Source organism: Variovorax sp. 160MFSha2.1 (assembly GCF_048305075.1).
GTDB classification, from domain to species: Bacteria; Pseudomonadota; Gammaproteobacteria; order Burkholderiales; family Burkholderiaceae_C; genus Variovorax; species Variovorax guangxiensis.
In genome coordinates, this window is sequence record NZ_CP157624.1 from 107,943 (window position 1) to 128,185 (window position 20,243).

The following is a 20,243-nucleotide window of genomic DNA, read 5'->3' on the forward strand; positions in this document are numbered from 1 at the left end:
GCATAAGCCTCCCCGTTTTTGTTCGTTCCCCGGCGTGGAGCGCGGGCGAAGAATGACTGGCTCCCCGCACCTCTCCCATCCATCACCGGACCCGAACGACACCATGCCGCTGCTCTTGAACCGCCACCGCTTCCTGCGTCATGTGACCGCACTCTCCATGGCCCTGCTGGCCGCGCCTTTTGCCGCATTGGCCGCACCCGCCACCGGCGAGCCGGTGTGGTTCGGCGCGAGCGGGCCCGTCACCGGACAGAACGCGCAGTACGGCGCGCAGTGGAAGGCCGGCTTCGACCTCGCGCTGGAGCACATCAACGCGCAGGGCGGCATCCACGGCCGTCCGCTGGCCTACAACTTCGAAGACAGCCAGAGCGACCCGCGCCAGTCGGTGGCCATCGCGCAGAAGCTGGTGAACGACAAGCGCGTGCTCATCGAGCTCGGCGACTTCTCCAGCCCGGCCTCGATGGCCGCCTCGCCCATCTACCAGCGCGCGGGCCTGGTGCAGCTGGGCTTCACCAACTCGCACCCCGACTTCACCAAGGGCGGCGACTACATCTGGAGCCCCTCCATCAGCCAAGCCGACGCGCAGCCACTGCTGGCCGAGCTCGCGGTGAAGACGCTGGGCTTCAAGCGCATCGCCGTGCTGTATCTGAACACCGACTGGGGCCGCACCAGCAAGGACGTGCTCGTGAAGGCCGCGCAGGAGCGCGGCGCGCAGGTCGCCATCGCCGAGGGCTACCAGCCCGACGAAAAAGACTTCCGCTCGACCCTGGTGCGCGTGCGCGACGCCAACCCCGACGGGCTGGTGCTCATCTCCTACTACCCCGACGGCGCGCTCATCGCGGGCCAGGTGCGCAGCGTGGGGCTGAAGCAGCCCATCGCCGCGGTGGGCTCGGTGTATTCGCCCAAGTTCATCGAGCTCGGCGGCGCGGCGGTGAACGGCATCTACACCAACACCGCCTTCTATCCCGACGAGCCGCGCGCCGAGGTGCAGGACTTCGTGAAGAGCTTCCGCGCCAAGTACGGCAAGGAGCCCGACGCCTTCAACGCCTACGCCTACGACGCGGTGGTGTACGCCGCCGCCGCGCTGCGCCAGGCAGGCCCCGGTGCCGACCGCAAGGCCGTGCGCGACGCCTTCTACAAGATCAAGGACGTGCCCAGCGTGATCTTCGGCAAGGCCAGCTTCGATGCGCAGACGCGGCGGATCATCGGCGTGAAGAGCGTCAACCTCGTCGTGAAGGACGGCAAGTGGGCGCAGCTGGACGAGAGGGCGGCGCTCGCCGCTTCCAAGTGAGCCGTCTTCCGCGTTGTTCCCTCTCCCGCTTGCGGGAGAGGGCCAGGGTGAGGGCAGGGGCCTTCGCAAAACAGCAGTCCCTCGCATCGGCCGCTGCACCCTCACCCCAACCCTCTCCCGCACGCGGGAGAGGGAGTAAAGCCGGCATGCCATGAGCTTCACTTCGTTCTTCGACTACACCGTCAACGGCCTGATCATCGGCAACATCTATGCGCTGCTGGCGGTGGGGCTCGCGCTGATCTTCGGCGTCTCGCACCTCATCAACTTCGCGCACGGCTCGGTGTACACGGTGGGGGCGTACATCGGCTGGGCGTCGATCACGTACCTGCACACGCCGCTGCCCGTGACCATCGCGCTGGTGGTGATCGGCTCGGCCGCGCTCGGCATGCTGATCGAGCGCGTGGGCCTGCGGCCGCTACAGGGCGCTGCGCGCATCGCGCCGCTGCTGGCCACCATCGGCATCAGCTTCGTGCTCGACATCCTGGTGCAGCTGGTGTTCAGCCCCGACCCGCGCTCGCTTCCCACGCAGCTGCCCGACTGGCGCCTGCAGATCGGCACCGGCACCATCGGCGCGCTCGACATCCTCATTGCCGGCATCGGCCTCGCGAGCGCGGCCGTGCTGTTCGGCTTCCTGCGTTTCACGAAACTCGGCTGGGCCGTGCGCGCCACCGCGCAGGATCGCGACGCGGCTCAGCAGATGGGCGTGGACGTGGACCGCGTGAACCAGACAGTGTTCGCCATCGCCGCCGCGCTGGGCGGGCTATCGGGCCTGCTGGTGGGCATGTACTACAACAACATCAGCCCGGCGATGAGCTTCCAGGCCACGCTCAAGGGCGTGGTGGCCACCGTGGTCGGCGGGGTGGGCAACGTGCCCGGCGCCATCGCGGGCAGTTTGCTGCTGGGGCTGATCGAGAGCTACGGCGTGGCGATCCTCGGTACGCCGTACCGCAATCTCTTCGCCTTCGCGCTGCTGCTTGTGATCCTGCTGTGGAAGCCCAACGGGCTATTCGGACGCAAGCGCGCGTTGCCGCCCGAGCCGCTCACGGGCACCTTCATCGCGCCGAGCAAGCCGTGGCATGTGCCGCGCAGCCTGCTGCTCGCGCTGTTCGCAGGGGCGGTGGCGCTACCGCTGTTCGACCCGTCTCCGTACCTGCTGCAGACGCTCACCAACGCGTGGCTCTACGGCGCGCTCGCGCTGAGCCTCACGCTGGTGGCCGGCACCATCGGGCAGATCTCGCTGGGCCACGCGGGGCTGCTGGCCATCGGTGCGTATGCGTCGTCGCTGCTGGTGCTCGACCTGCGCCTGCCGGTGGGAACGGGCATCGTGCTCGCGGGCCTTCTCACTTCGCTGATCGGCACGGCGCTGATCTTCCCGGCCTTCAGGCTGCGCGGCCACTACGTGTCGATCGCCACGCTGGGCATCGGCGAGATCGTGGCGCTCACCATCCTCAACTGGGAAAGCCTCACGCACGGGCCCATCGGCGTGTCGGGCATTCCACCGCTGTCGCTCTTCGGGCGCGATGCGTCGTCGAACGAGGCGCTCTACTGGGCTTCGTTCGGCGCGATGGTGCTGCTCGGGCTGCTGCAGTGGCGCCTGCTGCGCTCGCACCTGGGCCGCACCTTCCGCGCGGTGCGCGAGGACGAGGTGGCCGCGCGCGCCTACGGCGTGAGCCCCGACCGCTACAAGGCGCTGGCCTTCGGCTTCGGCGGCTTCGCAGCCGGGGTGAGCGGCGCCTTCACCGCGCACATGTACTCGTACATCAACCACGAGACCTTCGGCTCGCAGATCTCGATCCTGGCGCTGACGATGGTGATCCTCGGCGGACTCGGGAACATCAGCGGCGCGCTGCTGGGCGCGGTGGCGCTCGTGAGCCTGCCGGAGCTGTTCCGCGTGACGGCGGAGTACCGGATGCTGATCTACGGCGTCGCACTGCTTCTCCTGATCCGATTCCGCCCGCAGGGTTTGCTGGGCACTGTCTGAAGGAACACACCACCATGAGCCACCTCAACGACTACCTCGCCGAGAAGCGTGCCGCCGTGCTGGCGCGCAATGCCGCCATCGAAACCGGCACAGCGCGGCCCGTGCAACTCAAAGCAAGCGTGAAAGCCGAAGGCCGCAGCGGCGTGCGCCGGCTGCGCATCCGCGAACATCAGGTCATCAGCGACAGCCCACCGGACTTCGCCGGCTACGACCTCGGGCCCAGCTCGCCCGAGCTGCAGCTGGGCGTGCTGGGCACCTGCGTCACGCACATCTTCCTGATCCAGGCGGCCGAGCGGCAGGTTCCGCTCGAGAGCCTCGAGGTGGAGGTGACGGGCATCATCGATCCGCGCGGCGGCAAGCCGGGCCACGAGAAGACGCCCATCTGGCCGCACGAGATCGGCTACACGGTGCACATCGACTCGCCCGCGAGCCGCGAGGAGATCGATGCGCTTTTCGAGGCGGTGGAGCGCAACTGCCCCATCCTCAACCTGCTGCGCAATCCGCAGACCATCCGCGCCGAGGTGAAGCACTTCGACTCGAAGGCTCGGGCGGGGGAGAAAACGGTCGATGCCGTCGCTGCTTGAGATACGCGGCCTCGTGCGCCGCTTCGGCGGGCTCACGGCCGTCAACGCGGTCGACCTGCACGTGGGCGAGGGCGAGCTGCTGAGCGTGATCGGGCCGAACGGCGCGGGCAAGACCACGCTGTTCAACCTCGTGACCGGCCTCGACCGGCCCGACGAAGGGTTGGTGCTGTTCGACGGGAACGACATCACCGGCCTGCCTGCGCAGCAGCTCGCGCAACGCGGGCTCGCGCGCACCTTCCAGCATGGGCGCGTGTTCGCGAATCTCTCGGTGCTCGACAACGTGCTGGTCGGCGCGCACACGCGGCTGCGCGCCGTGAAACCGCGCCTGGGCGGTGTGCCCGGGCTGGGCGCCATCGCCGAGCTGGCACTCGCGCTGGTGCAGCCCGGCGCGGTGCGCCGCGAGGAAGAGGCGCTGCGCGAGGAGGCGCGAGAGATCATCGCGCTCTTCGGCCAGCGCCTTGCCCCGCGCATCGACCACCCGGCCTACAGCCTCTCGTATGCCAACCGCCGCCGCGTGGAGATCGCGCGTGCACTTGCACTCAGGCCGCGCCTGCTGCTGCTGGACGAGCCCACCGCCGGCATGAACGAGAGCGAGACCGCGGAAATGCTGGAGATCATCCGCGGCCTGAAGGCGCGCGGCCAGGCCATCCTGCTGATCGAGCACAAGCTCGACCTGGTGATGCAGCTGTCGGACCGCGTGGCCGTGCTCGACGATGGCCGCAAGATCGCCGAGGGGCTGCCGGACGAGGTGCGCAACGACCCGGCGGTGATCGAGGCGTATCTCGGCCATCGCCATGTGGGCTCGGTGGAAGCACCGAACGAAGAAGAGGCGGTGCCCGCATGATCGCCACAGTCGCCCGCACCGGCCTCGCGCCTTCGCCCTTCTGGGGAGAGGGGCGGGATGAGGAGCAGCCCGAACGCAGCGCGGCACCTGCCTTCCATGAGCCGCAGCAGGAGCAAGCGCTGCTCCAGCTGCGCAAGATCAACAGCTTCTACGGCCCCGTGCAGGCGCACTTCGATCTCGACATCGAAGTGCGCAAGGGCCGGATCGTCAGCCTGCTCGGCGGCAACGCGAGCGGCAAGTCGACCACGATGAAGATCGTGCTGGGCCTGCTCAAGCCGCGCTCGGGCGAGGTGCTCTTCAACGGCGAATCGACGCTGGGCCTGAGCACGCCGCAGATCGTGCGCAAGGGCATAGGCTCGGTGCCCGAGGCGCGCCGCCTGTTCCCCGCGATGACGGTGCGCGAGAACCTGCTGATGGGCGCCTATGCGCGCAGCGACCGCAAGGCCGTGGCGGAAGACTTGGAGCGCATGCTGGAGCTGTTCCCGCGCGTGGCCGAGCGCATCGAGTTCCAGGCCGGCACGCTCTCGGGCGGCGAGCAGCAGATGGTGGCGATGGCGCGCGCGCTCATGGGCCGGCCGCAGCTCATCTGCATGGACGAGCCGACCATGGGCCTGTCGCCGCTGTACGTCGACAAGGTGCTGGAGCTCATCGCGCGCATCAACGCGCAGGGCGTGTCGGTGTTCATGGTCGAGCAGAACGCGAGCCTCGCGCTGCAGATCGCGCACCACGGCTACGTGCTGCAGACCGGGCGCATCGTGCTGTCGGGTCCGGCGCGCGAGCTGCTGGCCGACACGCGCATCCGCGACGCCTACCTCGGCGGCGGCGGCGCGGCGCGCACCGCATCCTGAACCCGGAAATCCACGGAGAACGCATTCATGGCACTCAGGCTCGACCACATCGTCATCGCGGTCCACGACCTCGAACGCACCATCGCCGACTACGGCGCGCTCGGATTCCACGTGCTGCGCGGCGGCGAGCATCCGGGCCGCGCCACGCACAACGCGCTGGTGGTGTTCGGCGACGGCAGCTACTTCGAGCTGATCGCGTGGCGCGAGCCTTCGCCCGGCGAGCGCTGGTGGCAGCTGCTGCACAAGCACGGCGAAGGCATCGTCGACTTCGCATTGCTGCCGCGCGACACCGCCGCCACCGTGGACGATGCGAAGGCGCGGGGGCTCGTGCTCGAAGGTCCGCTCGACGGCGGCCGCGTGCGGCCCGACGGCGAACGCCTGCGCTGGCAGACCGCGCGCCCGCTTTCTGCCGACCTGCCTTTCCTGTGCGGCGACCTCACGCCGCGCGCCTTGCGAGTGCCTGAAGGCGAGGTGCGCGTGCACGCCAACGGCGCCCTTGGCGTCGCGAGCCTGGCGGTGGCGGTCGCCGACCTCGATGCCACGCTGGCGCGCTACCGCGCCCTGCTCGCCAGCAGCATCGCCGCCGATGCCGACACTCACGTCGGCGAACCCGTGGCCGTGCCCGGCAGCAACGTGCGCATGGCCGTCATCGCGCTGGGACGCAGCGTGCTGGTGCTCTCCTCGCCGAGAGAGAACGGCGGCGGCGGGGGCAGGCTCGGCCAGCGCCTCGCGGCGCGCGGCGAAGGTCCCTATGCGCTCGTGCTGCACACCGACAGGCCGCAGTCCACGGGCAGCTTCGACCTGGCGAAGGCGCACGGCGCGTTGATCGAACTCGACCTGCCGCCGGTGGACCGCGATGCGAGGCGCGGCAGCGGCTCGCGCGTGCACCAGGCCCACAACACGGTCGGCGGCTGAGTCTTCGCTCCACCAGCCAGGGCTGAGCGCCGGCCCGTTGGCCGCCGCGTTCTGGCTCTAGTGCGAGTCGAGGTGCGTCTTGCGCAACTCGGCCTGCATCTTCTTCTGCAAGGCGGCGCCGCCCTTTTCGAGGGCCACGGAAGGCGCTGCACTTTCCTCGGTCACCGGCCGGTACTTGCGGCCCCAGATGCCGATCTGCGTGACCACCGGCAGCAGGTCGATGCCCGTCGGCGTGAGGCTGTAGACGGCCTTCTGCTTGTGGCTGGGGTCGTCGGCCTTCGAGAGCACGCCGTACTCGACCAGCTTGTTCAGCCGCTCCGCGAGGATGTTGGAGGAGATGCCTTCTTCCGACTGCAGGAACTCGCGGAAGTGCCGCTTGCCCGCGAACATCATGTCGCGAACGATCAGCAGGCTCCACCGGTCGCCAAAGACTTCGAGCGCGAGGTTGATCGGACATGCCGACTTTTCGCTGGAGGCCATGGTCTCTCCGATCTCTTTCAAAAACTGCTTGCATTTTTGCATCAGTCACCGAATACTGCAACTGATTGCATTTAACAAGCAGTTATTCCAGACCCAACCGAATGGAGAGACAAGATGCCAACGACTCGAAAGACAAGCACGTACGCGGTGGTCGGAGCGACGAGCGACGTGGGAAAAGCAGTAGTCCGGGGCCTGCAGGCCGCGGGTCATCATGTACGGCCGGTCTCGCGCAGCGCGGGCGTTTCGCTGGATGACGCCGCTGCGCTGAGGCAGGTGTTCGCCGGCGTGGACGGCGCGTTTCTCATGGTCCCGTTCGACCTGCAGGCGGCGGACCTGCATGCCCGCGAGCGCGAGATCGGCGCCAACCTGGCGCGGGCGGTGAAGGAAGCCTCGGTGCGCCGCGTGGTGCTGCTGAGTGGCCTCAGCGCGCATCTGCGCAAGGGCAGTTCGCTGGGCGCCGCGCTGCTGGAGCAGGGCCTCGACGAACTGCACATTCCCGAACTGGTCCATCTGCGCGCTGGCTTCTTCATGGAGAACTTCCGAAAGGGCCTCGACTTCGCATCGCAGGCTGGCACCGGCTTCTTCGGCACGCTGTTTCGCGGCGACCGTCCGATGCCGATGGTCTCCGCCGCAGACGTCGGCGATCGCGCGGTGCGGCTGCTGACCGACGAAGCCGCCACCCTCACGCGCGTGCACGAACTGCACGGCGGTGGCGACTACACGATGGCGCAAGCCACCGCCATCCTCGGCGCAGCCATCGGCAAGCCCAAGGTGCAGTACGTGCAGGTGCCTCACCAGGACGCACTGGCGAGCATGCTCGGCGCCGGCATGTCGCCGAGCTTTGCCGAAGCGGTGCTCGAAACCGCGCGCAGCTTCAACGAACAGGAAGGATGGGCTCTGGAAGCCCGTTCGCCACGCAACACGTCGTCCACCACGCTGGAGCAATGGGCGAAGGCCATACTGCCCGAAGGAGAACGCGCATGACCAGAAAGCTCATCCTGCAAATGCAGATGTCGGTCGACGGCTATGTGTCGCCGGCCAATGGCAGCCTCGACTGGCAACTCTGGGGCTGGGGCGATCGCTGGGGTTGGGACGACAGGCTGAAGCGCGACTTCAACGCCGTCTTCGAAGGCATCGACACCATCCTGCTGAGCCGGCTCATCGTGCAGGAGGGCTACCTCGATCACTGGGGCCGTGCCGCGAAGAGATTTCCCGCGGATCCGCACTACGCCTTCGCGCAGAAGATCGTCGAGGCGCGCAAGGTCGTGCTCACCGACAAGCTCGAGTCTTCGCGGTGGGAGCGCACCGTCATCGCAAGGGGCGGCATGGCGGAAGAAGTGAACGCGCTGAAGCGCGAACAGGGCAAGGACATCATCACCATCGGTGGCGTGGGCTTCGCGTCGGCGCTCGTGGCGACGGGGCTGGTCGACGAGTTCCAGTTCTTCGTGAACCCCACGGCCGTGGGCGCGGGGCGCTCGGTGTTCCACGACCCCCACAAGGGCCACAAGCTGCGGCTGCTGGGCTCGACGGCCTACGAGAGCGGCATGGTGGTCAACCGCTACGTGCCAGTCACATGAAGGACAAGGCGCCGCGCGGATACCAGCGCTTACCTGATTTCACCTGACCGCGACCTGAAGCGGCCGAATCGGATACACGCGCGGCACACAATGAACTTGTCATCAACGCATGAAGGAGTTCCGGATGAAGACCAACTCGAAGATCATGGCCGTGGGCGCCGCGGCACTCGCGATGTGCATGGCCGCAGGGAGTGCCTTTGCGCAGGATCGGCGCTTCGACAACAACGGCCGTCCCGGCGATGGCCGCTATGAGCAGCGCGACCGCAATTTCGATCGGCGCGGCCCGCACGGCGACCACTACCGCGGCAACCAGGACTTCCGCGATGGCCGCCAGTTCGACCGCCGCGGCTTCCCGCAACCGCATACGGAATGGCGTCGTGGCGGCCGCGTGCCGCCGGAGTACCGTGGCCGCAACTACGTGGTGCAGGACTGGCGCGCCTACAGGCTGCAGCAGCCGCCCCGCGGCTATCAGTGGGTGGGCGTGGGCGGCGACTTCGTGCTCGCGGCCATCGCCACGGGCGTGATCGCGAACATCATCGCCGGCCAGTAAGCGGAACCGGCACGTGTCGCAAGGCCGCCGCAAGCAACTGCGGCGGCTTTTTCGTTTGCGCGGAGAAGGAAGGCCCTCAGGCCAATGCCGCGGGTATCGACTGGGCGCAGACGTTGCGCCCCGTGATGGTCAGGCGCAGGCCGCCGCCGTGCCACTCGAGCCAGTTGAGGCTCACGTACGCGTCGATGTCGGCGTCGTCGATGCGGTCGGCCTGTCGGCTCTGCAGCAGTTCAACCGTGGCGGGCAGGTTCCGTCTCAAGCGTTCTCGCCGCTCCGCTGCATCGGCCGCCCTCTGGGAGGCCTTTGTTTGCTGTTGCTGCTGCTGCGAGGTCGACGATGCCATTGCTGATCCATTTCCAGGAAGCCAAGGAATTAACCCGAATGTACGCCGCCTGTGTGAAGCTTCAGACTTCTTTTTTAACCATTCTGTCGTCCCCAGTACACAACCGCTTCCAGCTTCTGGACAAAGCCTAGATTTCGTAGTGGGAGGCCTTCTCCTGGTCTCCCAGAGCCCCTTCGACGACCGCGCGTGTCAGCGTGGGCGCGAAAGATTCGATGAAAGCGTAGACATATTTGCGCAGGTAAGTGCCGCGTCGCACGGCCAGCTTGGTGAGGTTGATGCCGAAGAGCCGCCCTGCGTCGATCGCGCGCAGCTGCGTGTCGCGCTCGGCCTCGTAGGCCACGCCGGCCACGATGCCGATGCCCAGGCCCAGCTGCACGTAGGTCTTGATCACGTCGGCGTCCATCGCGGCCAGCACGATGTTGGGCTGCAGTCCGCGCTGCTCGAAGGCCTCGTCGATGCGCGAGCGGCCGGTGAAGCCCGTGTCGTAGGTGATGAGCGGGTAGCGCGCGAGCGCCTCCAGCGTGAGCGGCGCGTCGAGCAGCGGATGCCCCGGCGGCACTATTACCGAGTGCGTCCAGCGGTAGCAGGGCAGGGCGACCAGCTGCGGATAGTCGCCCAGCGCCTCTGTGGCGATGCCCACGTCGGCCTCGCCGTCCAGCAGCATCTGCGCGATCTGCTTGGGCGAGCCCTGGTGCAGGTGCAGCTTCACGTTCGGGAACTGCGCGCGGAATTCCTGCACGGCCACCGGCATCGCGTAGCGCGCCTGCGAGTGCGTGGCCGCCACCGAGAGCAGGCCGCTTTGCTGCGCGACGAACTCCTGGCCCGCGTGCTTGAGGTTGCTGCTCTCCATCAGCATGCGCTCGATGATCGGCAGCACGTGCCCGCCAGGTTCGGTGAGCCCCGTGAGCCGCTTGCCGGCGCGCACGAAGAGTTCTATGCCGAGCTCTTCCTCGAGCTCGCGGATCTGCCGGCTCACGCCGGGCTGGGAGGTGTGTAGTGTGTGGGCGACTTCGGTCAGGTTGAAGCCGCAACGAACGGCCTCGCGTACCGAGCGCAGTTGTTGGAAGTTCATCTGGCGCGGAGGAGTCATCGAAGCCCCGGGCTGGGGCCGACCGGCGATTCTCGGCAGAAGCGCTTATTCGGGGAACGATGCGTTTGTTGGTTTCACATGAGCAAAACATCTTTAAGGCGCTCCAGCAGCGGCCTTCTCCAGGCACTTGTGATTTCGCACGGCTGTGCTAAAGTTCGCCGCATGGACGCCAAGACCCAGAAAAGCGAACTCACCCGCGCCGCCATCGTCGGCGCGGCAATGAACCTCGCGCTGGCAGAAGGCCTGGAAGCGATCACGCTGCAGGCCGTGGCCAGCAGGCTGGGCCTGTCCAAGAGCGGCGTGTTCTCGCGCGTGGGTTCGCGCGAGGCGCTGCAGAAGGCCGTCATCGAGGAGTACGGCCGCGGCTTCCTGGCCGATGTGTTCGTGCCCGCCATGCAGAAGCCCAAGGGCCTGGCCCGGCTCAACGATATCGTGTCGCGCTGGATCGCCCGCACGCGCGATGTCGAGATGCACACCGGCTGCCTCTACATGGCCGGCGCCTTCGAGTTCGACGACCGCGAGGGCGAGCTGCGCGACGTGCTGCTCGGCGAAATCACCCGCTGGCGCGCCGCGCTGCGCCGCACCGTGCTGCAGGCCATCGAGACGGGCGAGCTCAAGGCAGATACCGATCCGGCGCAGCTCGTGAGCGAGCTCAACGGCGTGACCATGACCCAGCTGCACGACGCGCGCTTCCTGCGCGACCCGCAGGCCGCCGACCGCGCCACCCAGACCTGGCAGCGGCTTCTTTCCAGCTACCTCGCCTGAGCGAGGCCCCTTCAAGAAACAGGCGGATTCCCTGCGTTCGATTTGCCAAAATTTCGCACAGCCGTGCGATAAAACAGGAGAAGCACCATGCTGATCATTGCCCTCTTTCTAGCCGCCTACGCGGCCGTCCTTGGCATCAAGGGCCTTCGCGACACCCTGCGCAGCCTGCCGCGCAGCAACCGCGACTGGGTCTGGTACTGAAGCCCGGAAGGACCACCGACCCATGACGAGCACTTCCCCTCCGGCAGCCGGCCACGCCGCGCAGTCCAACTACTACCGGCCCAGCCGCACGATGCGCGCGCTGCGCTTCGGCCTCACCACCTCGCAGCGCTTCTGGCCGGCGCTGGCGGTGCGCGCAGCCTACCGCGTCTTCGGCACGCCGCTGCCGCCCAAATGGCTCTATCGCGGGCAGGGCCCCGGTGCCGAATGGCGGCGCGAGGACTGGTCCTTCGAAGAGGCCAGCGTCGGCATCTACCACCTCGCCGCGCAGGACTCGGGCGCCGAGTCGGCGCCGGTGGTGCTGCTTGTGCATGGCTGGGGCGGCCATGCGGGCCAGATGCTGCCGCTCGCGCAGGCCGTGGCCGCCGCAGGGCTGCGGCCCGTGCTGCTCGAGCTGCCGGCCCATGGCCGCAGCGCCGGCACGATGAGCAATTCGCCGCAGTTCGCGCGCGCCATCGCCTACGTCGCGGCCCGGCTGGCGGCCGATGGCCATGCATTGCGCGCCGCCGTCGCGCATTCGCTGGGCGCCAACGGGCTGGCCCTGGCTGCCGCACGCGGGCTACCGGCCGAGCGCCTCGTGCTGCTCGCTCCGCCCGCTTCGCCGCGCGAATACACGCGCTACTTCGCCCACACCTTCGGGCTGAGCGAAGCCACGCGCCTCGCGATGCAGCGGCGCTTCGAATCGCGCGAGGGCGTGCTGATGCCGCAGCTCGAACCGGCGGCGGTGGGCCCGCGCATCGCGCAGCCCACGCTGATCGTTCATGACCGCGACGACCGCGTGAACCGCTTCGCCGACGCGCAGGCGTATCGCGATGCGATCCGCGGTGCGCAGCTCGTCGCCACGCAGGGATGGGGACATCGCCGCATCCTCAAGGAAGTCGAGGTGCTGGCGCAGGTGGCGCGCTTCGTGGCGCAGCGCTGAACGCGGGCCCGGCGCTGCGCTTCAGGTCCTTCGCGCTCAGCGCGCCGGCGTCGGAGCCGGGTCGGGCAGCTCGATCTTGATGTCGAGCACTTCGAGGTTGTCCTGGGTCTCCAGGTTGACCTTGATGTCGTCCGCGTTGATGGACACGTACTTGGAAATCACCGCCACCAGCTCGCGCTGGAGTTCGGGCAGGTAGTCGGGCCGCTTCTTGCCGCTGAGGCTCGAGCGCTCGTGGGCGAGGATGATCTGCAGCCGCTCTTTCGCGACGCTGGCAGTCTTCTTCTTTTCGCCCAGCAGGAACGAGAGGAAGGACATGGGCTACTTGCTCCCGAAGATTCGCTTGAAGAAGCCCGGCTTCTCCGCCTCGACGAAGCGCATCGGCCGGTCCTCGCCGAGGAAGCGGGCCACCACGTCGGTGTAGGCCTGGGCCACGTCGGTTTCCTTGTCGTGGATCGCCGGCACGCCCTGGTTGGAGGCGTGCAGCACGCTCTCCGACTCGGGGATCACGCCGATCAGCTTGATGCGCAGGATGTCCTGGATGTCCTCCAGCGAGAGCATCTGGCCGCCCGCCACCCGGTTGGGGTTGTAGCGGGTGATCAGCAGGTGCTCCTTGATGGGCTCGCCGCCTTCCTTGGCGCGCTTGGTCTTGCTGCTGAGCATGCCCAGGATGCGGTCGGAGTCGCGCACCGAGGACACCTCGGGGTTGGTCACCACCAGCGCCTCGTCGGCGAAGTGCATGGCCATCATGGCGCCGGTCTCGATGCCCGCGGGCGAGTCGCAGACGATGTATTCGAAGTCCATCGCGGCGAGGTCGGCCAGCACCTTCTCGACGCCTTCCTGCGTGAGCGCTTCCTTGTCGCGCGTCTGCGAGGCGGCCAGCACGAACAGGTTGTCGCACTGCTTGTCCTTGATGAGCGCCTGGCTCAGGTTGGCCTCGCCCTGGATGACGTTGATCAGGTCGTACACCACTCGGCGTTCGCAGCCCATGATCAGGTCGAGGTTGCGCAGGCCCACGTCGAAGTCGATCACCGCCGTCTTCTTGCCCGCGAGCGCGAGGCCCGACGCGAAGCTGGCGCTCGTCGTCGTCTTGCCGACGCCGCCCTTGCCCGAAGTCACCACCACAATTTTGGCCATGGCCATTCCTTCTTGTTTCGATTCAGTTGTTGCTTGTCAGGGTCGCCGCATTCCGTGATCGGGTTCGTCCGCTCAGGGAATGGGATCGATCGAGATTTTCTTGCCGTCCAGGCGCACCTGGGCCGGCTTGCCCAGCACCGTGTCGGGCAGCGGCACCTCGTTGGTCCGGTAGATGCCGGCCACGGCCACCAGCTGGGCCTCCATGCAGGTCGAGAAGATCCGCGCCTCGGTGTTGCCGCGCGCGCCGGCAATGGCCTTGCCGCGCAGCGGCGCGTACACGTGCACGTTGCCGTCGGCGATGACTTCCGCGCCGAAACTCACGATGGCGGTCACCACCACGTCGCCGCCGCGGGCGTAGACCTGCTGGCCCGAGCGCAGCGGCTTGTCGATCAGCAGCGTGCCGTTGGCCGGCACCGGCACCTCGCGCACGATCTGCGGGGCCTCGGAGGCCGGGGGCTCGGCCGGCGGGGCCGGGGCGCGGGGCGCCGGGGCCGCGGGCATGGCCGCCACCGAGAGGCCGGCCGCGCGCGCTGCGGCGTGCTGGGTGTCGTTGCCGCCTCGCACCGCGATGGGCTGCGTCTGGTGGCGCGCCAGCAGGCCGCGCAGGGCGGCGAAGTCGATGTCGCCGTCGTCCTGCGACTCCTGCAGCAGCGAGAGGTCGATCACCACCGGCTCCTGCTCGAAGAAGTCGGGCGAATCCGCCAGCTGGGCGTCGAGCGCCTCGGCCAGCACGTCCAGGTCGGACGTCTTGAGGATCACTGCGATCAGCGGCAGCGTGGCGCTCTTGAATTCGAAAACCGCCTTGGTGCGCGCGGCGGAGACATCGGCCATTGGGAAAACGTCGGTGCGAAAAGCGTTGGAGTCTAACGGGCGCGGGCCAAAGGCCGGTGAAGGGCCCCCGCCTCAGGCCCTCCGGCAAACACTTCTTTCATGAGGTTACCAAGCTAACCCCCAGGCTTCGCGGCACTTCGTGTCGCTTCGCCAACCCCCTTGCAGGGGGCGATACCGGTGGCCCGGCAAAGCCGGTTCCACGGTATCCCTGGAAGGGCTCGCTCGCAGTTCAATTCCTGGAGCGGCCCAGCAGCGCGTAAAGAATGATCGCGCCGAAGGTCGCGCAGCCGATGCCGCCCAGGGCGAAATCGCCGAACTTCAGCGTGAAGTCGCCCGTGCCGATGATCAGCGTGATGGCCGCCACGATCAGGTTCCTGTTCTGCGAGAAGTCGACCTTGTTGTCGACCCAGATCTTGGCGCCCGCGATGGCGATCAGGCCGAACACCACGATGCTCACGCCGCCCATCACCGGCAGCGGAATGGCCTGGATCAGCGCTCCGAACTTGGGGCTGAATCCCAGCACCAGCGCGATGACGGCGGCCACCACGAACACGGCGGTGGAATAGATGCGCGTGGCCGCCATCACGCCGATGTTCTCGGCGTAGGTGGTCACGCCGGTGCCGCCGGCGGCGCCGCTCACCACGGTGGCGATGCCGTCGCCGATGAAGGCGCGGCCCATGTACGGGTCGAGGTTGCGGCCGGTCATGGCCGTCACCGCCTTCAGGTGGCCGAGGTTCTCCGCCACCAGGATGATCGCCACCGGCGCGATCAGCAGCATCGCGTTGGCCGTGAACACCGGCGCGGTGAAGGTCGGCAGGCCGAACCAGGCCGCGTTGGCGATGCCGCTCAGGTTCACCGGCTTGCCCATGCCCATGCCATTGGTCAGCGCGGCGTAGACCAGCGTGGCGAGGATCAGCCCCACCAGGATCAGCAGGCGCTGCAGCATGCCGCGGGTGAACACCGCCACCAGGCCCACGCAGAGGAAGGTCACGGCCTGCATCCAGGCGTCGAAGTTGCCTGCCGCCATGTTCTTGACGGGCACGCCCGCCAGGTTGAGCCCGATCACGGCCACCACCGCGCCCGTGACGACGGGCGGCATGAAGCGCTCGATCCAGCCCGTGCCGATGGCCTGCACGATGGCCCCGATCAGGATGTACACCACCCCGCAGGCCACGATGCCCCCCAGCGCCACCGCGATGTTGGCGTTGGGCCCCTTGCCCGCGTAGCCGCTGGCGGCGATCACCACGCCGATGAAAGCGAAGCTCGAGCCCAGGTAGCTGGGCACCTTGCCGCCGGTGACGAAGTAGAAGATGAGCGTGCCGATGCCGCTCATCAGGATCGCGATGTTGGGGTTGAAGCCCATAAGGATCGGCGCCAGCACCGTGGCGCCGAACATCGCGATGACGTGCTGCACGCCCATCGCGCCGGTCTGCAGCCAGGGCAGCCGCTCGTCGGGCGCGATTACCGCGCCGTTGGCCAGCGCGGACGCGGGCCGTTCAGTCCAGTTGAACATTCTTCTATCTCCTCTTGTTGGATGTAGTGCTCGGTGGCCGGGACGTCCCGGCTTTCCCGGGGCGTGATTGTGGGTGATGAACCCCGCCCTGAACACCGGCATGCACCCTGCCGCAGGAGAAAGAAAGCCGCCGCCTTCAGCGCGCCTGCAGCACCGCCATCGTGATGCGCGATACGCAGGTCAGCTCGCCCGCCTCGTTGGTCAGGTCGATCTGCCAGACCTGCGTGGTGCGCCCCCGGTGCACCGGCCGCGCCGTGCCGATCACCCAGCCGCTGGTCACCGAGCGGATGTGGTTGGCGTTGATGTCCAGGCCCACGGCGCGGTCGCCCTCGGGGGCCGAGTAGTGGGCGCCGCAGGAGCCCAGCGTCTCGGCCAGCACCACCGACACGCCGCCGTGCAGGATGCCGTAGGGCTGGCGGGTGCGCTCGTCCACGGGGCAGCGGGCGCGGATGAAGTCGTCGCCCACCTCCAGGAACTCGATGCCCAGCGCGGAGACGACGGTGCCCACGTGGTTGCTCGTCAGGGTCTCGACGGAGACCTCTTTCTTCCAGATACGCATTCAGTGCCTCTTTCTTTCTTCCTGCCTGTAACAGTGGCCAAAACTATAGCGATGGCGGCTGACAAACCGAGTCGCCTTTGCGTGCTACCTTGCGCCGATGAAGCTCCCCCTGCGCCGCTGGCTCCTCGGCATCGCCGTTGCATTGCTGCTGGGCGCGGGCGCGCTGGTGTGGGTGGTGAGCGCGCGCCTGCCCACCGACGACGAGGTGGCCGCGAAGATCGCCGAGGCCTTCGAGAAGCGCTTCGGCGTGGCCCTGAAGGTGGGTGGCGCCCATTGGGCGCTGGTGCCGGTACCCGTGCTCGTGCTGTCCGACATCGCCACCGACCAGCCCCGTCCCATCACCCTGCGCCGCGTGAGCGTGCAGCTGCAGCTCGCGCCGCTGCTGCAGCGCGTCATCGCGGTGGACGAGATCGAGGTCGACGGCCTGGTGTTGCCGCGCGCCTCGGTGCGTGCCTTCCGGGGCAAGGGGCCCAAGCCGCGGGAGAGCGGGGAGGGCGTCATCGCGTTGCCGGCGCCATGGACGCTCGCGCCCGTCCCCGTGGAACAGCTGCGCTGGCGCGACGTGAGCTGGATCGACAGGCGCGACATCTCCCTGGCCTACGACGGCGACATCCGCTTCGACCCCGGCTGGCGCCCGCGTCAGGCCCGCATCGAGCGCGCCGGCACCCCTTCGCCCGTGCGCCTGCGGCTGGACCGCCAGGCCGGGCAGGACCGCTGGCGCACCCGCATCGACGTGGGCGGCGGCACCTGGAACGGCGTCTCCCGCCTCGAGACGCAGCCCGACGGCAAGCTCCAGCTCTCGGCCGACCTGGAGCCGCGCCAGATCGACATCGAGAGCCTGGTGCAGGCCTTCGGCCGCCGCACCTCGGTGGCCGGCAAGTTCTCGGGCACCACCACGCTCGCGGCCGAGGCGGCGAGCGCCGAGGATCTCGGCGCGCTCATCCGCAGCCTGCACACCCGCACCACCTTCTCGGTCCAACCGGCCACGCTCACCAGGCTGGACGTGGCCAAGGCCGTCACCACCGCAGGCATCAGCCGAGGAGGCACCACCGCGCTGGACGAACTCACCGGCACCCTCGACACCCAGGGCACCGAGGACGGCGTGGTGATGCAGTACAGCAACCTCAAGGCCCGCTCGGGCGTGCTCACCGCCAGCGGCAACCTGAAGCTCTTCAACCGCAAGCTCGACGGCGAGATCGCGGTCGACCTCGTCGACGGCGTGGTCGGCGTGCCGCTGAAGGTGGGCGGCAGCATGAGCGACCCCGAGCTCTCGCTGACCGGCGCCGCGCTCACCGGCGCGGCCATCGGCAGCGCGGTGCTGCCGGGCGTGGGCACGGCCATCGGGGCGCGCGTGGGGCAGCAGGTGGAGAAGCTGTTCGGGGGCGACAAGCCGAAGCCGGCCCAGAAGAAGACCCAGCCGAAGCCGCGCTGAGCTGCCTTGGGCCTGCTTTGATATCTTCCGGCTGCCGGCCGGTGCCGGTCCATGCAGACATACAGAACCACACAGGGAGCCTGAGCCATGAATCCGTTCCTTCGCCTGATCCCCGCCATCGGTGCCTTCGCGCTGGTGGCCGCCGTCCCTTGTGCCACCGCGCAGCAGCAGAAACAGCAGGAGTGGACACAGCTCATGACCACGGCCCGCAAGAAGGTTTCGCTGAAGATCCCGTCGATCCGCCCCCACGGCGAATTCGTCGAGGCCTGGACCCGCTACGACTACTTCGAGCTCCAGAACGACGTGGGCAAGCAGCCCTTCCGCGCGTCCAACTACCTGGGCGACTACGACTGCAAGGGCCGCCGCGAGAAGATGCGCCGTGTCGTCAGCTACAACGGGCCGCTCGAGGTGCACGACCTCGACATCGGCCGCCACACCCAGTGGTCGCCCGTCGGCAAGCCCGAGACGGTGAGCGGCGCGGTGTTCGAGGCGGTCTGCGCGAAGGTGCGCTGACAGCCTCTTTCTCCGATCAGCCGAAGGCCTTCACCACCGCAGGCACCGTCAGCACCGCCGTGTAGTAGCCCATGAACTGCACGCCGGTGTTGAAGCCGATGGCGCGCGACAGCAGCCCGCCCAGCAGCCCCATCGTCAGGATCACCAGCAGCCCGAGCAACTGGCCTTCCCACACGCTGATCACCACGATCAGCCCCACGAAGGTCGCGATGATCGCCTCGTGGCTGACCTTGCGTGAGACGAAGAGCGCCGCGCGGCGCGCGAAGTTCATCGTGAACGGATAGGCCACCAGCGCCGCCAGCACCACCGCCAGCATCCCGTAGCCCAGGAACTCCCAGTGGCTCAGCAGGTTGTGCAGGTTGTGGGTCTGGCCGCTGGCCGCGTCGATGGTGAAGACCGGCGGCGCGTTGAAGAGCGGCGCGGCCGGCCCCGCGGCCACCGGGCTCAGCGGCAGGCCGATGGCGATCAGCGGAATCAGCGCCTCGGCGATGTAGGTGGCCTCGGTCACGCCGTTGCGCGCGGCCAGCGTGGTCGTGAGCCGGTGGTAGGCGTGCTTCACGCGCGAGCCCACCAGCTCGCCGAGCACCACCGTCATCGCGACGGGGCTGAACACAAAGGTGGCGCTGGAGACGGCCGCCGTCGCGAAGGTCCACTTCACCTGCCCGCGGTCGAGCACCTTGAACGGGTTCGGGAAGTAGCCCGACCAGCCCTTCACGTCGGGCGCCAGCGAGAAGGTGCGGACCTTGTCGCGCTTCATGCGCGCACGCGCGGCCGGCGAGATCACCGAAAACAGGTCGGCCACCAGCGGCCCGATGGCGATGCCCAGGAAGTAGCTGATGCTGAGCTTCACGCCGTACTTGCCCGTGAGCGCCTGCAGCGCCACGATCACCACCACGAAGGGCACCAGCGTCGCCACCGAGGCCCAGCGCCCGCTCGAGAAATACGCGATGGCCACGGCCGCCACCACGAAGATCCACGGCGCCGCCTTGGTGATGGCCGCGCCGTAGGGCGCCAGCAGCACCGCGAACAGCACGGCCAGCGGCACCGCGATGAAGGCCGCGATGATCGCGCCCGACACCATCTTGCGCAGCGCGATGTGCGGCACGCCGAGGTTGCGCAGCACGTTGGCGTCCTGCAGCAGCGGCGTGGCCATGGTGTCGCCCGGGATGCCCAGCAGCGCCGTGGGCACCGCGTGCGTCATGTGCTTGGCCACGGCCGCGGCCAGGAAGAAAGTGAAGACGCCCTCGGGCGGCACGCCCAGCAGCACCACCAGCAGCGTCAGCGGCGCGAGCGTGGTGGTCTCGTCGGTGCCCGAGACGAGGCCGATGGCGGCGAACACCACGGCGCCGACAAGGCCCATGCCGGTGGCGACGAGGATCTGGTCGAGCAGCGATGCGTCGATCATGGCGCGCCGCCTTCCTGCCGCGCGGCGCGCGGCCGGTACGAGGCGAACAGGTCGTGGATCTCGAGCTCCTTCATCTCGCGCACCACTGCAGGGGGCAGGTCGGCCACCGAGCCCAGGTCGCCGTGCTCGCCGGCCAGTTCGGCCAGTACTTCCTCGCGCCAGCGCGGATCGGCGCTCGTGCCCTCGATCACCTCGCGCTTGGGCGTGAAGAGCCAGGCGCAGATCAGGCCCGACAGCACGCAGCCGCCCAGGCCCGCGAGCATGGCGTAGGCCCGTGCCAGCTCGGGCGTGCCCACCGTGCTCGCGAGCACGCGGTTGGCCACCAGGAAGCCTGCGAGGCTCACGACGAGGCCGATGGCAATCGACCACGCGAGGTGGCCCAGGTCGGCGGTGTCGCCCCATATCTCAACCAGCCGCCATCTCGCGCGGCCTGCACTGTCCGTCTTCATG

Annotated in this window: 23 protein-coding genes; 13 read left to right on the forward strand and 10 right to left on the reverse strand. The window is 68.3% G+C overall.

Annotation, left to right across the window (positions count from 1 at the left end):
- Window positions 1–103 precede the first annotated feature (103 nt).
- The 6 genes from ABL838_RS00400 (at window position 104) to ABL838_RS00425 (ending at window position 6,460) form a co-directional block, all read left to right on the forward strand.
- Complete coding sequence (locus tag ABL838_RS00400) at window positions 104–1,288, forward strand: ABC transporter substrate-binding protein (RefSeq protein WP_418123586.1); 1,185 nt, start codon at window positions 104–106, stop codon at window positions 1,286–1,288.
- A 151-nt stretch (window positions 1,289–1,439) separates the two neighbouring features.
- Entirely contained in the window at window positions 1,440–3,269 is a 1,830-nt protein-coding gene (locus tag ABL838_RS00405) for an ABC transporter permease (protein ID WP_418123588.1), read from the forward strand.
- A 14-nt stretch (window positions 3,270–3,283) separates the two neighbouring features.
- A complete protein-coding gene (locus tag ABL838_RS00410; protein WP_418123590.1) occupies window positions 3,284–3,853 on the forward strand; it encodes an OsmC family protein in 570 nt (189 codons plus the stop codon).
- The gene (locus tag ABL838_RS00415) at window positions 3,837–4,697 is read left to right on the forward strand and encodes an ABC transporter ATP-binding protein (RefSeq protein ID WP_418123592.1); all 861 of its coding nucleotides are present in this window, start codon (window positions 3,837–3,839) and stop codon (window positions 4,695–4,697) included. Before ABL838_RS00410 ends, ABL838_RS00415 begins: the two co-directional genes overlap by 17 nt.
- Window positions 4,694–5,545: an ABC transporter ATP-binding protein gene (locus tag ABL838_RS00420; RefSeq protein WP_418123594.1), complete on the forward strand. Its 852-nt coding sequence runs from the start codon at window positions 4,694–4,696 to the stop codon at window positions 5,543–5,545. Before ABL838_RS00415 ends, ABL838_RS00420 begins: the two co-directional genes overlap by 4 nt.
- A gap of 27 nt (window positions 5,546–5,572) precedes the next feature.
- On the forward strand, window positions 5,573–6,460 hold the full coding sequence (locus ABL838_RS00425; protein WP_418123595.1) for a VOC family protein: 888 nt from the start codon (window positions 5,573–5,575) through the stop codon (window positions 6,458–6,460).
- 57 nt (window positions 6,461–6,517) lie between these two features.
- On the opposite strand, the gene ABL838_RS00430 is transcribed toward ABL838_RS00425, so the two are convergent.
- Complete coding sequence (locus ABL838_RS00430) at window positions 6,518–6,940, reverse strand: winged helix-turn-helix transcriptional regulator (protein WP_126020691.1); 423 nt, start codon at window positions 6,938–6,940, stop codon at window positions 6,518–6,520.
- A gap of 114 nt (window positions 6,941–7,054) precedes the next feature.
- Between ABL838_RS00430 and ABL838_RS00435 the strand changes: the two genes are divergently transcribed.
- The 3 genes from ABL838_RS00435 (at window position 7,055) to ABL838_RS00445 (ending at window position 9,067) form a co-directional block, all read left to right on the forward strand.
- Window positions 7,055–7,924, forward strand: coding sequence for an NmrA family NAD(P)-binding protein (locus ABL838_RS00435; protein WP_418123596.1), 870 nt, complete (start codon window positions 7,055–7,057; stop codon window positions 7,922–7,924).
- Window positions 7,921–8,517, forward strand: coding sequence for a dihydrofolate reductase family protein (locus ABL838_RS00440; protein WP_418123598.1), 597 nt, complete (start codon window positions 7,921–7,923; stop codon window positions 8,515–8,517). Before ABL838_RS00435 ends, ABL838_RS00440 begins: the two co-directional genes overlap by 4 nt.
- Before the next feature lie 124 nt (window positions 8,518–8,641).
- Window positions 8,642–9,067 carry an RcnB family protein gene (locus ABL838_RS00445; RefSeq protein ID WP_126020687.1) on the forward strand — a complete coding sequence of 142 codons (426 nt, stop codon included), beginning with the start codon at window positions 8,642–8,644 and terminating at the stop codon, window positions 9,065–9,067.
- A 76-nt stretch (window positions 9,068–9,143) separates the two neighbouring features.
- On the opposite strand, the gene ABL838_RS00450 is transcribed toward ABL838_RS00445, so the two are convergent.
- Window positions 9,144–9,326: a hypothetical protein gene (locus ABL838_RS00450; protein ID WP_260319318.1), complete on the reverse strand. Its 183-nt coding sequence runs from the start codon at window positions 9,324–9,326 to the stop codon at window positions 9,144–9,146.
- 211 nt (window positions 9,327–9,537) lie between these two features.
- A complete protein-coding gene (locus ABL838_RS00455; RefSeq protein ID WP_126020683.1) occupies window positions 9,538–10,482 on the reverse strand; it encodes a CysB family HTH-type transcriptional regulator in 945 nt (314 codons plus the stop codon).
- A gap of 180 nt (window positions 10,483–10,662) precedes the next feature.
- Here ABL838_RS00455 and ABL838_RS00460 point away from each other — a divergent pair, with 180 nt between their 5' ends.
- Both ABL838_RS00460 and ABL838_RS00465 read left to right on the forward strand, forming a co-directional pair.
- Window positions 10,663–11,265, forward strand: a complete 603-nt coding sequence (locus tag ABL838_RS00460) for a TetR/AcrR family transcriptional regulator (protein ID WP_126020681.1) — start codon at window positions 10,663–10,665, stop codon at window positions 11,263–11,265.
- Between the two features lie 223 nt (window positions 11,266–11,488).
- Window positions 11,489–12,406 (forward strand): alpha/beta fold hydrolase, encoded by a 918-nt coding sequence (locus ABL838_RS00465; RefSeq protein WP_418123601.1) that lies wholly within the window; start codon window positions 11,489–11,491, stop codon window positions 12,404–12,406.
- A 36-nt stretch (window positions 12,407–12,442) separates the two neighbouring features.
- On the opposite strand, the gene minE is transcribed toward ABL838_RS00465, so the two are convergent.
- The 5 genes from minE to ABL838_RS00490 form a co-directional block, all read right to left on the reverse strand.
- The gene (gene minE / locus ABL838_RS00470) at window positions 12,443–12,721 is read right to left on the reverse strand and encodes a cell division topological specificity factor MinE (protein WP_019653579.1); all 279 of its coding nucleotides are present in this window, start codon (window positions 12,719–12,721) and stop codon (window positions 12,443–12,445) included.
- 3 nt (window positions 12,722–12,724) lie between these two features.
- Complete coding sequence (gene minD, locus ABL838_RS00475) at window positions 12,725–13,540, reverse strand: septum site-determining protein MinD (protein ID WP_126020677.1); 816 nt, start codon at window positions 13,538–13,540, stop codon at window positions 12,725–12,727.
- A gap of 72 nt (window positions 13,541–13,612) precedes the next feature.
- Complete coding sequence (gene minC / locus ABL838_RS00480; protein WP_126020675.1) at window positions 13,613–14,371, reverse strand: septum site-determining protein MinC; 759 nt, start codon at window positions 14,369–14,371, stop codon at window positions 13,613–13,615.
- 229 nt (window positions 14,372–14,600) lie between these two features.
- On the reverse strand, window positions 14,601–15,884 hold the full coding sequence (locus ABL838_RS00485) for a solute carrier family 23 protein (protein WP_418123604.1): 1,284 nt from the start codon (window positions 15,882–15,884) through the stop codon (window positions 14,601–14,603).
- A gap of 136 nt (window positions 15,885–16,020) precedes the next feature.
- Window positions 16,021–16,443 carry a hotdog fold thioesterase gene (locus ABL838_RS00490; RefSeq protein WP_126020671.1) on the reverse strand — a complete coding sequence of 141 codons (423 nt, stop codon included), beginning with the start codon at window positions 16,441–16,443 and terminating at the stop codon, window positions 16,021–16,023.
- Window positions 16,444–16,540: 97 nt separating this feature from the next.
- Between ABL838_RS00490 and ABL838_RS00495 the strand changes: the two genes are divergently transcribed.
- Both ABL838_RS00495 and ABL838_RS00500 read left to right on the forward strand, forming a co-directional pair.
- Entirely contained in the window at window positions 16,541–17,875 is a 1,335-nt protein-coding gene (locus ABL838_RS00495) for a hypothetical protein (protein WP_418123606.1), read from the forward strand.
- An 87-nt stretch (window positions 17,876–17,962) separates the two neighbouring features.
- Entirely contained in the window at window positions 17,963–18,388 is a 426-nt protein-coding gene (locus tag ABL838_RS00500) for a surface-adhesin E family protein (protein WP_418123607.1), read from the forward strand.
- A 16-nt stretch (window positions 18,389–18,404) separates the two neighbouring features.
- Here the strand turns inward: ABL838_RS00500 and ABL838_RS00505 are convergent, their stop codons facing one another.
- Together ABL838_RS00505 and ABL838_RS00510 are read right to left on the reverse strand one after the other, a co-directional pair.
- Window positions 18,405–19,793, reverse strand: coding sequence for a tripartite tricarboxylate transporter permease (locus ABL838_RS00505; RefSeq protein WP_184639017.1), 1,389 nt, complete (start codon window positions 19,791–19,793; stop codon window positions 18,405–18,407).
- Window positions 19,790–20,242, reverse strand: a complete 453-nt coding sequence (locus ABL838_RS00510) for a hypothetical protein (protein ID WP_418123608.1) — start codon at window positions 20,240–20,242, stop codon at window positions 19,790–19,792. Before ABL838_RS00510 ends, ABL838_RS00505 begins: the two co-directional genes overlap by 4 nt.
- Between the last annotated feature and the right edge of the window lies 1 nt (window position 20,243).

Bases quoted from the DNA above. Each gene is read 5' to 3' on its own strand.
- ABL838_RS00400 (WP_418123586.1), top strand. From the start codon at position 104: ATGCCGCTGCTCTTGAACCGCCACCGCTTCCTGCGTCATGTGACCGCA.
- ABL838_RS00405 (WP_418123588.1), top strand. From the start codon at position 1,440: ATGAGCTTCACTTCGTTCTTCGACTACACCGTCAACGGCCTGATCATC.
- ABL838_RS00410 (WP_418123590.1), top strand. From the start codon at position 3,284: ATGAGCCACCTCAACGACTACCTCGCCGAGAAGCGTGCCGCCGTGCTG.
- ABL838_RS00415 (WP_418123592.1), top strand. From the start codon at position 3,837: ATGCCGTCGCTGCTTGAGATACGCGGCCTCGTGCGCCGCTTCGGCGGG.
- ABL838_RS00420 (WP_418123594.1), top strand. From the start codon at position 4,694: ATGATCGCCACAGTCGCCCGCACCGGCCTCGCGCCTTCGCCCTTCTGG.
- ABL838_RS00425 (WP_418123595.1), top strand. From the start codon at position 5,573: ATGGCACTCAGGCTCGACCACATCGTCATCGCGGTCCACGACCTCGAA.
- ABL838_RS00430 (WP_126020691.1), bottom strand. From the start codon at position 6,940: ATGGCCTCCAGCGAAAAGTCGGCATGTCCGATCAACCTCGCGCTCGAA.
- ABL838_RS00435 (WP_418123596.1), top strand. From the start codon at position 7,055: ATGCCAACGACTCGAAAGACAAGCACGTACGCGGTGGTCGGAGCGACG.
- ABL838_RS00440 (WP_418123598.1), top strand. From the start codon at position 7,921: ATGACCAGAAAGCTCATCCTGCAAATGCAGATGTCGGTCGACGGCTAT.
- ABL838_RS00445 (WP_126020687.1), top strand. From the start codon at position 8,642: ATGAAGACCAACTCGAAGATCATGGCCGTGGGCGCCGCGGCACTCGCG.
- ABL838_RS00455 (WP_126020683.1), bottom strand. From the start codon at position 10,482: ATGAACTTCCAACAACTGCGCTCGGTACGCGAGGCCGTTCGTTGCGGC.
- ABL838_RS00460 (WP_126020681.1), top strand. From the start codon at position 10,663: ATGGACGCCAAGACCCAGAAAAGCGAACTCACCCGCGCCGCCATCGTC.
- ABL838_RS00465 (WP_418123601.1), top strand. From the start codon at position 11,489: ATGACGAGCACTTCCCCTCCGGCAGCCGGCCACGCCGCGCAGTCCAAC.
- minE (WP_019653579.1), bottom strand. From the start codon at position 12,721: ATGTCCTTCCTCTCGTTCCTGCTGGGCGAAAAGAAGAAGACTGCCAGC.
- minD (WP_126020677.1), bottom strand. From the start codon at position 13,540: ATGGCCAAAATTGTGGTGGTGACTTCGGGCAAGGGCGGCGTCGGCAAG.
- minC (WP_126020675.1), bottom strand. From the start codon at position 14,371: ATGGCCGATGTCTCCGCCGCGCGCACCAAGGCGGTTTTCGAATTCAAG.
- ABL838_RS00485 (WP_418123604.1), bottom strand. From the start codon at position 15,884: ATGTTCAACTGGACTGAACGGCCCGCGTCCGCGCTGGCCAACGGCGCG.
- ABL838_RS00490 (WP_126020671.1), bottom strand. From the start codon at position 16,443: ATGCGTATCTGGAAGAAAGAGGTCTCCGTCGAGACCCTGACGAGCAAC.
- ABL838_RS00495 (WP_418123606.1), top strand. From the start codon at position 16,541: ATGAAGCTCCCCCTGCGCCGCTGGCTCCTCGGCATCGCCGTTGCATTG.
- ABL838_RS00500 (WP_418123607.1), top strand. From the start codon at position 17,963: ATGAATCCGTTCCTTCGCCTGATCCCCGCCATCGGTGCCTTCGCGCTG.
- ABL838_RS00505 (WP_184639017.1), bottom strand. From the start codon at position 19,793: ATGATCGACGCATCGCTGCTCGACCAGATCCTCGTCGCCACCGGCATG.
- ABL838_RS00510 (WP_418123608.1), bottom strand. From the start codon at position 20,242: ATGAAGACGGACAGTGCAGGCCGCGCGAGATGGCGGCTGGTTGAGATA.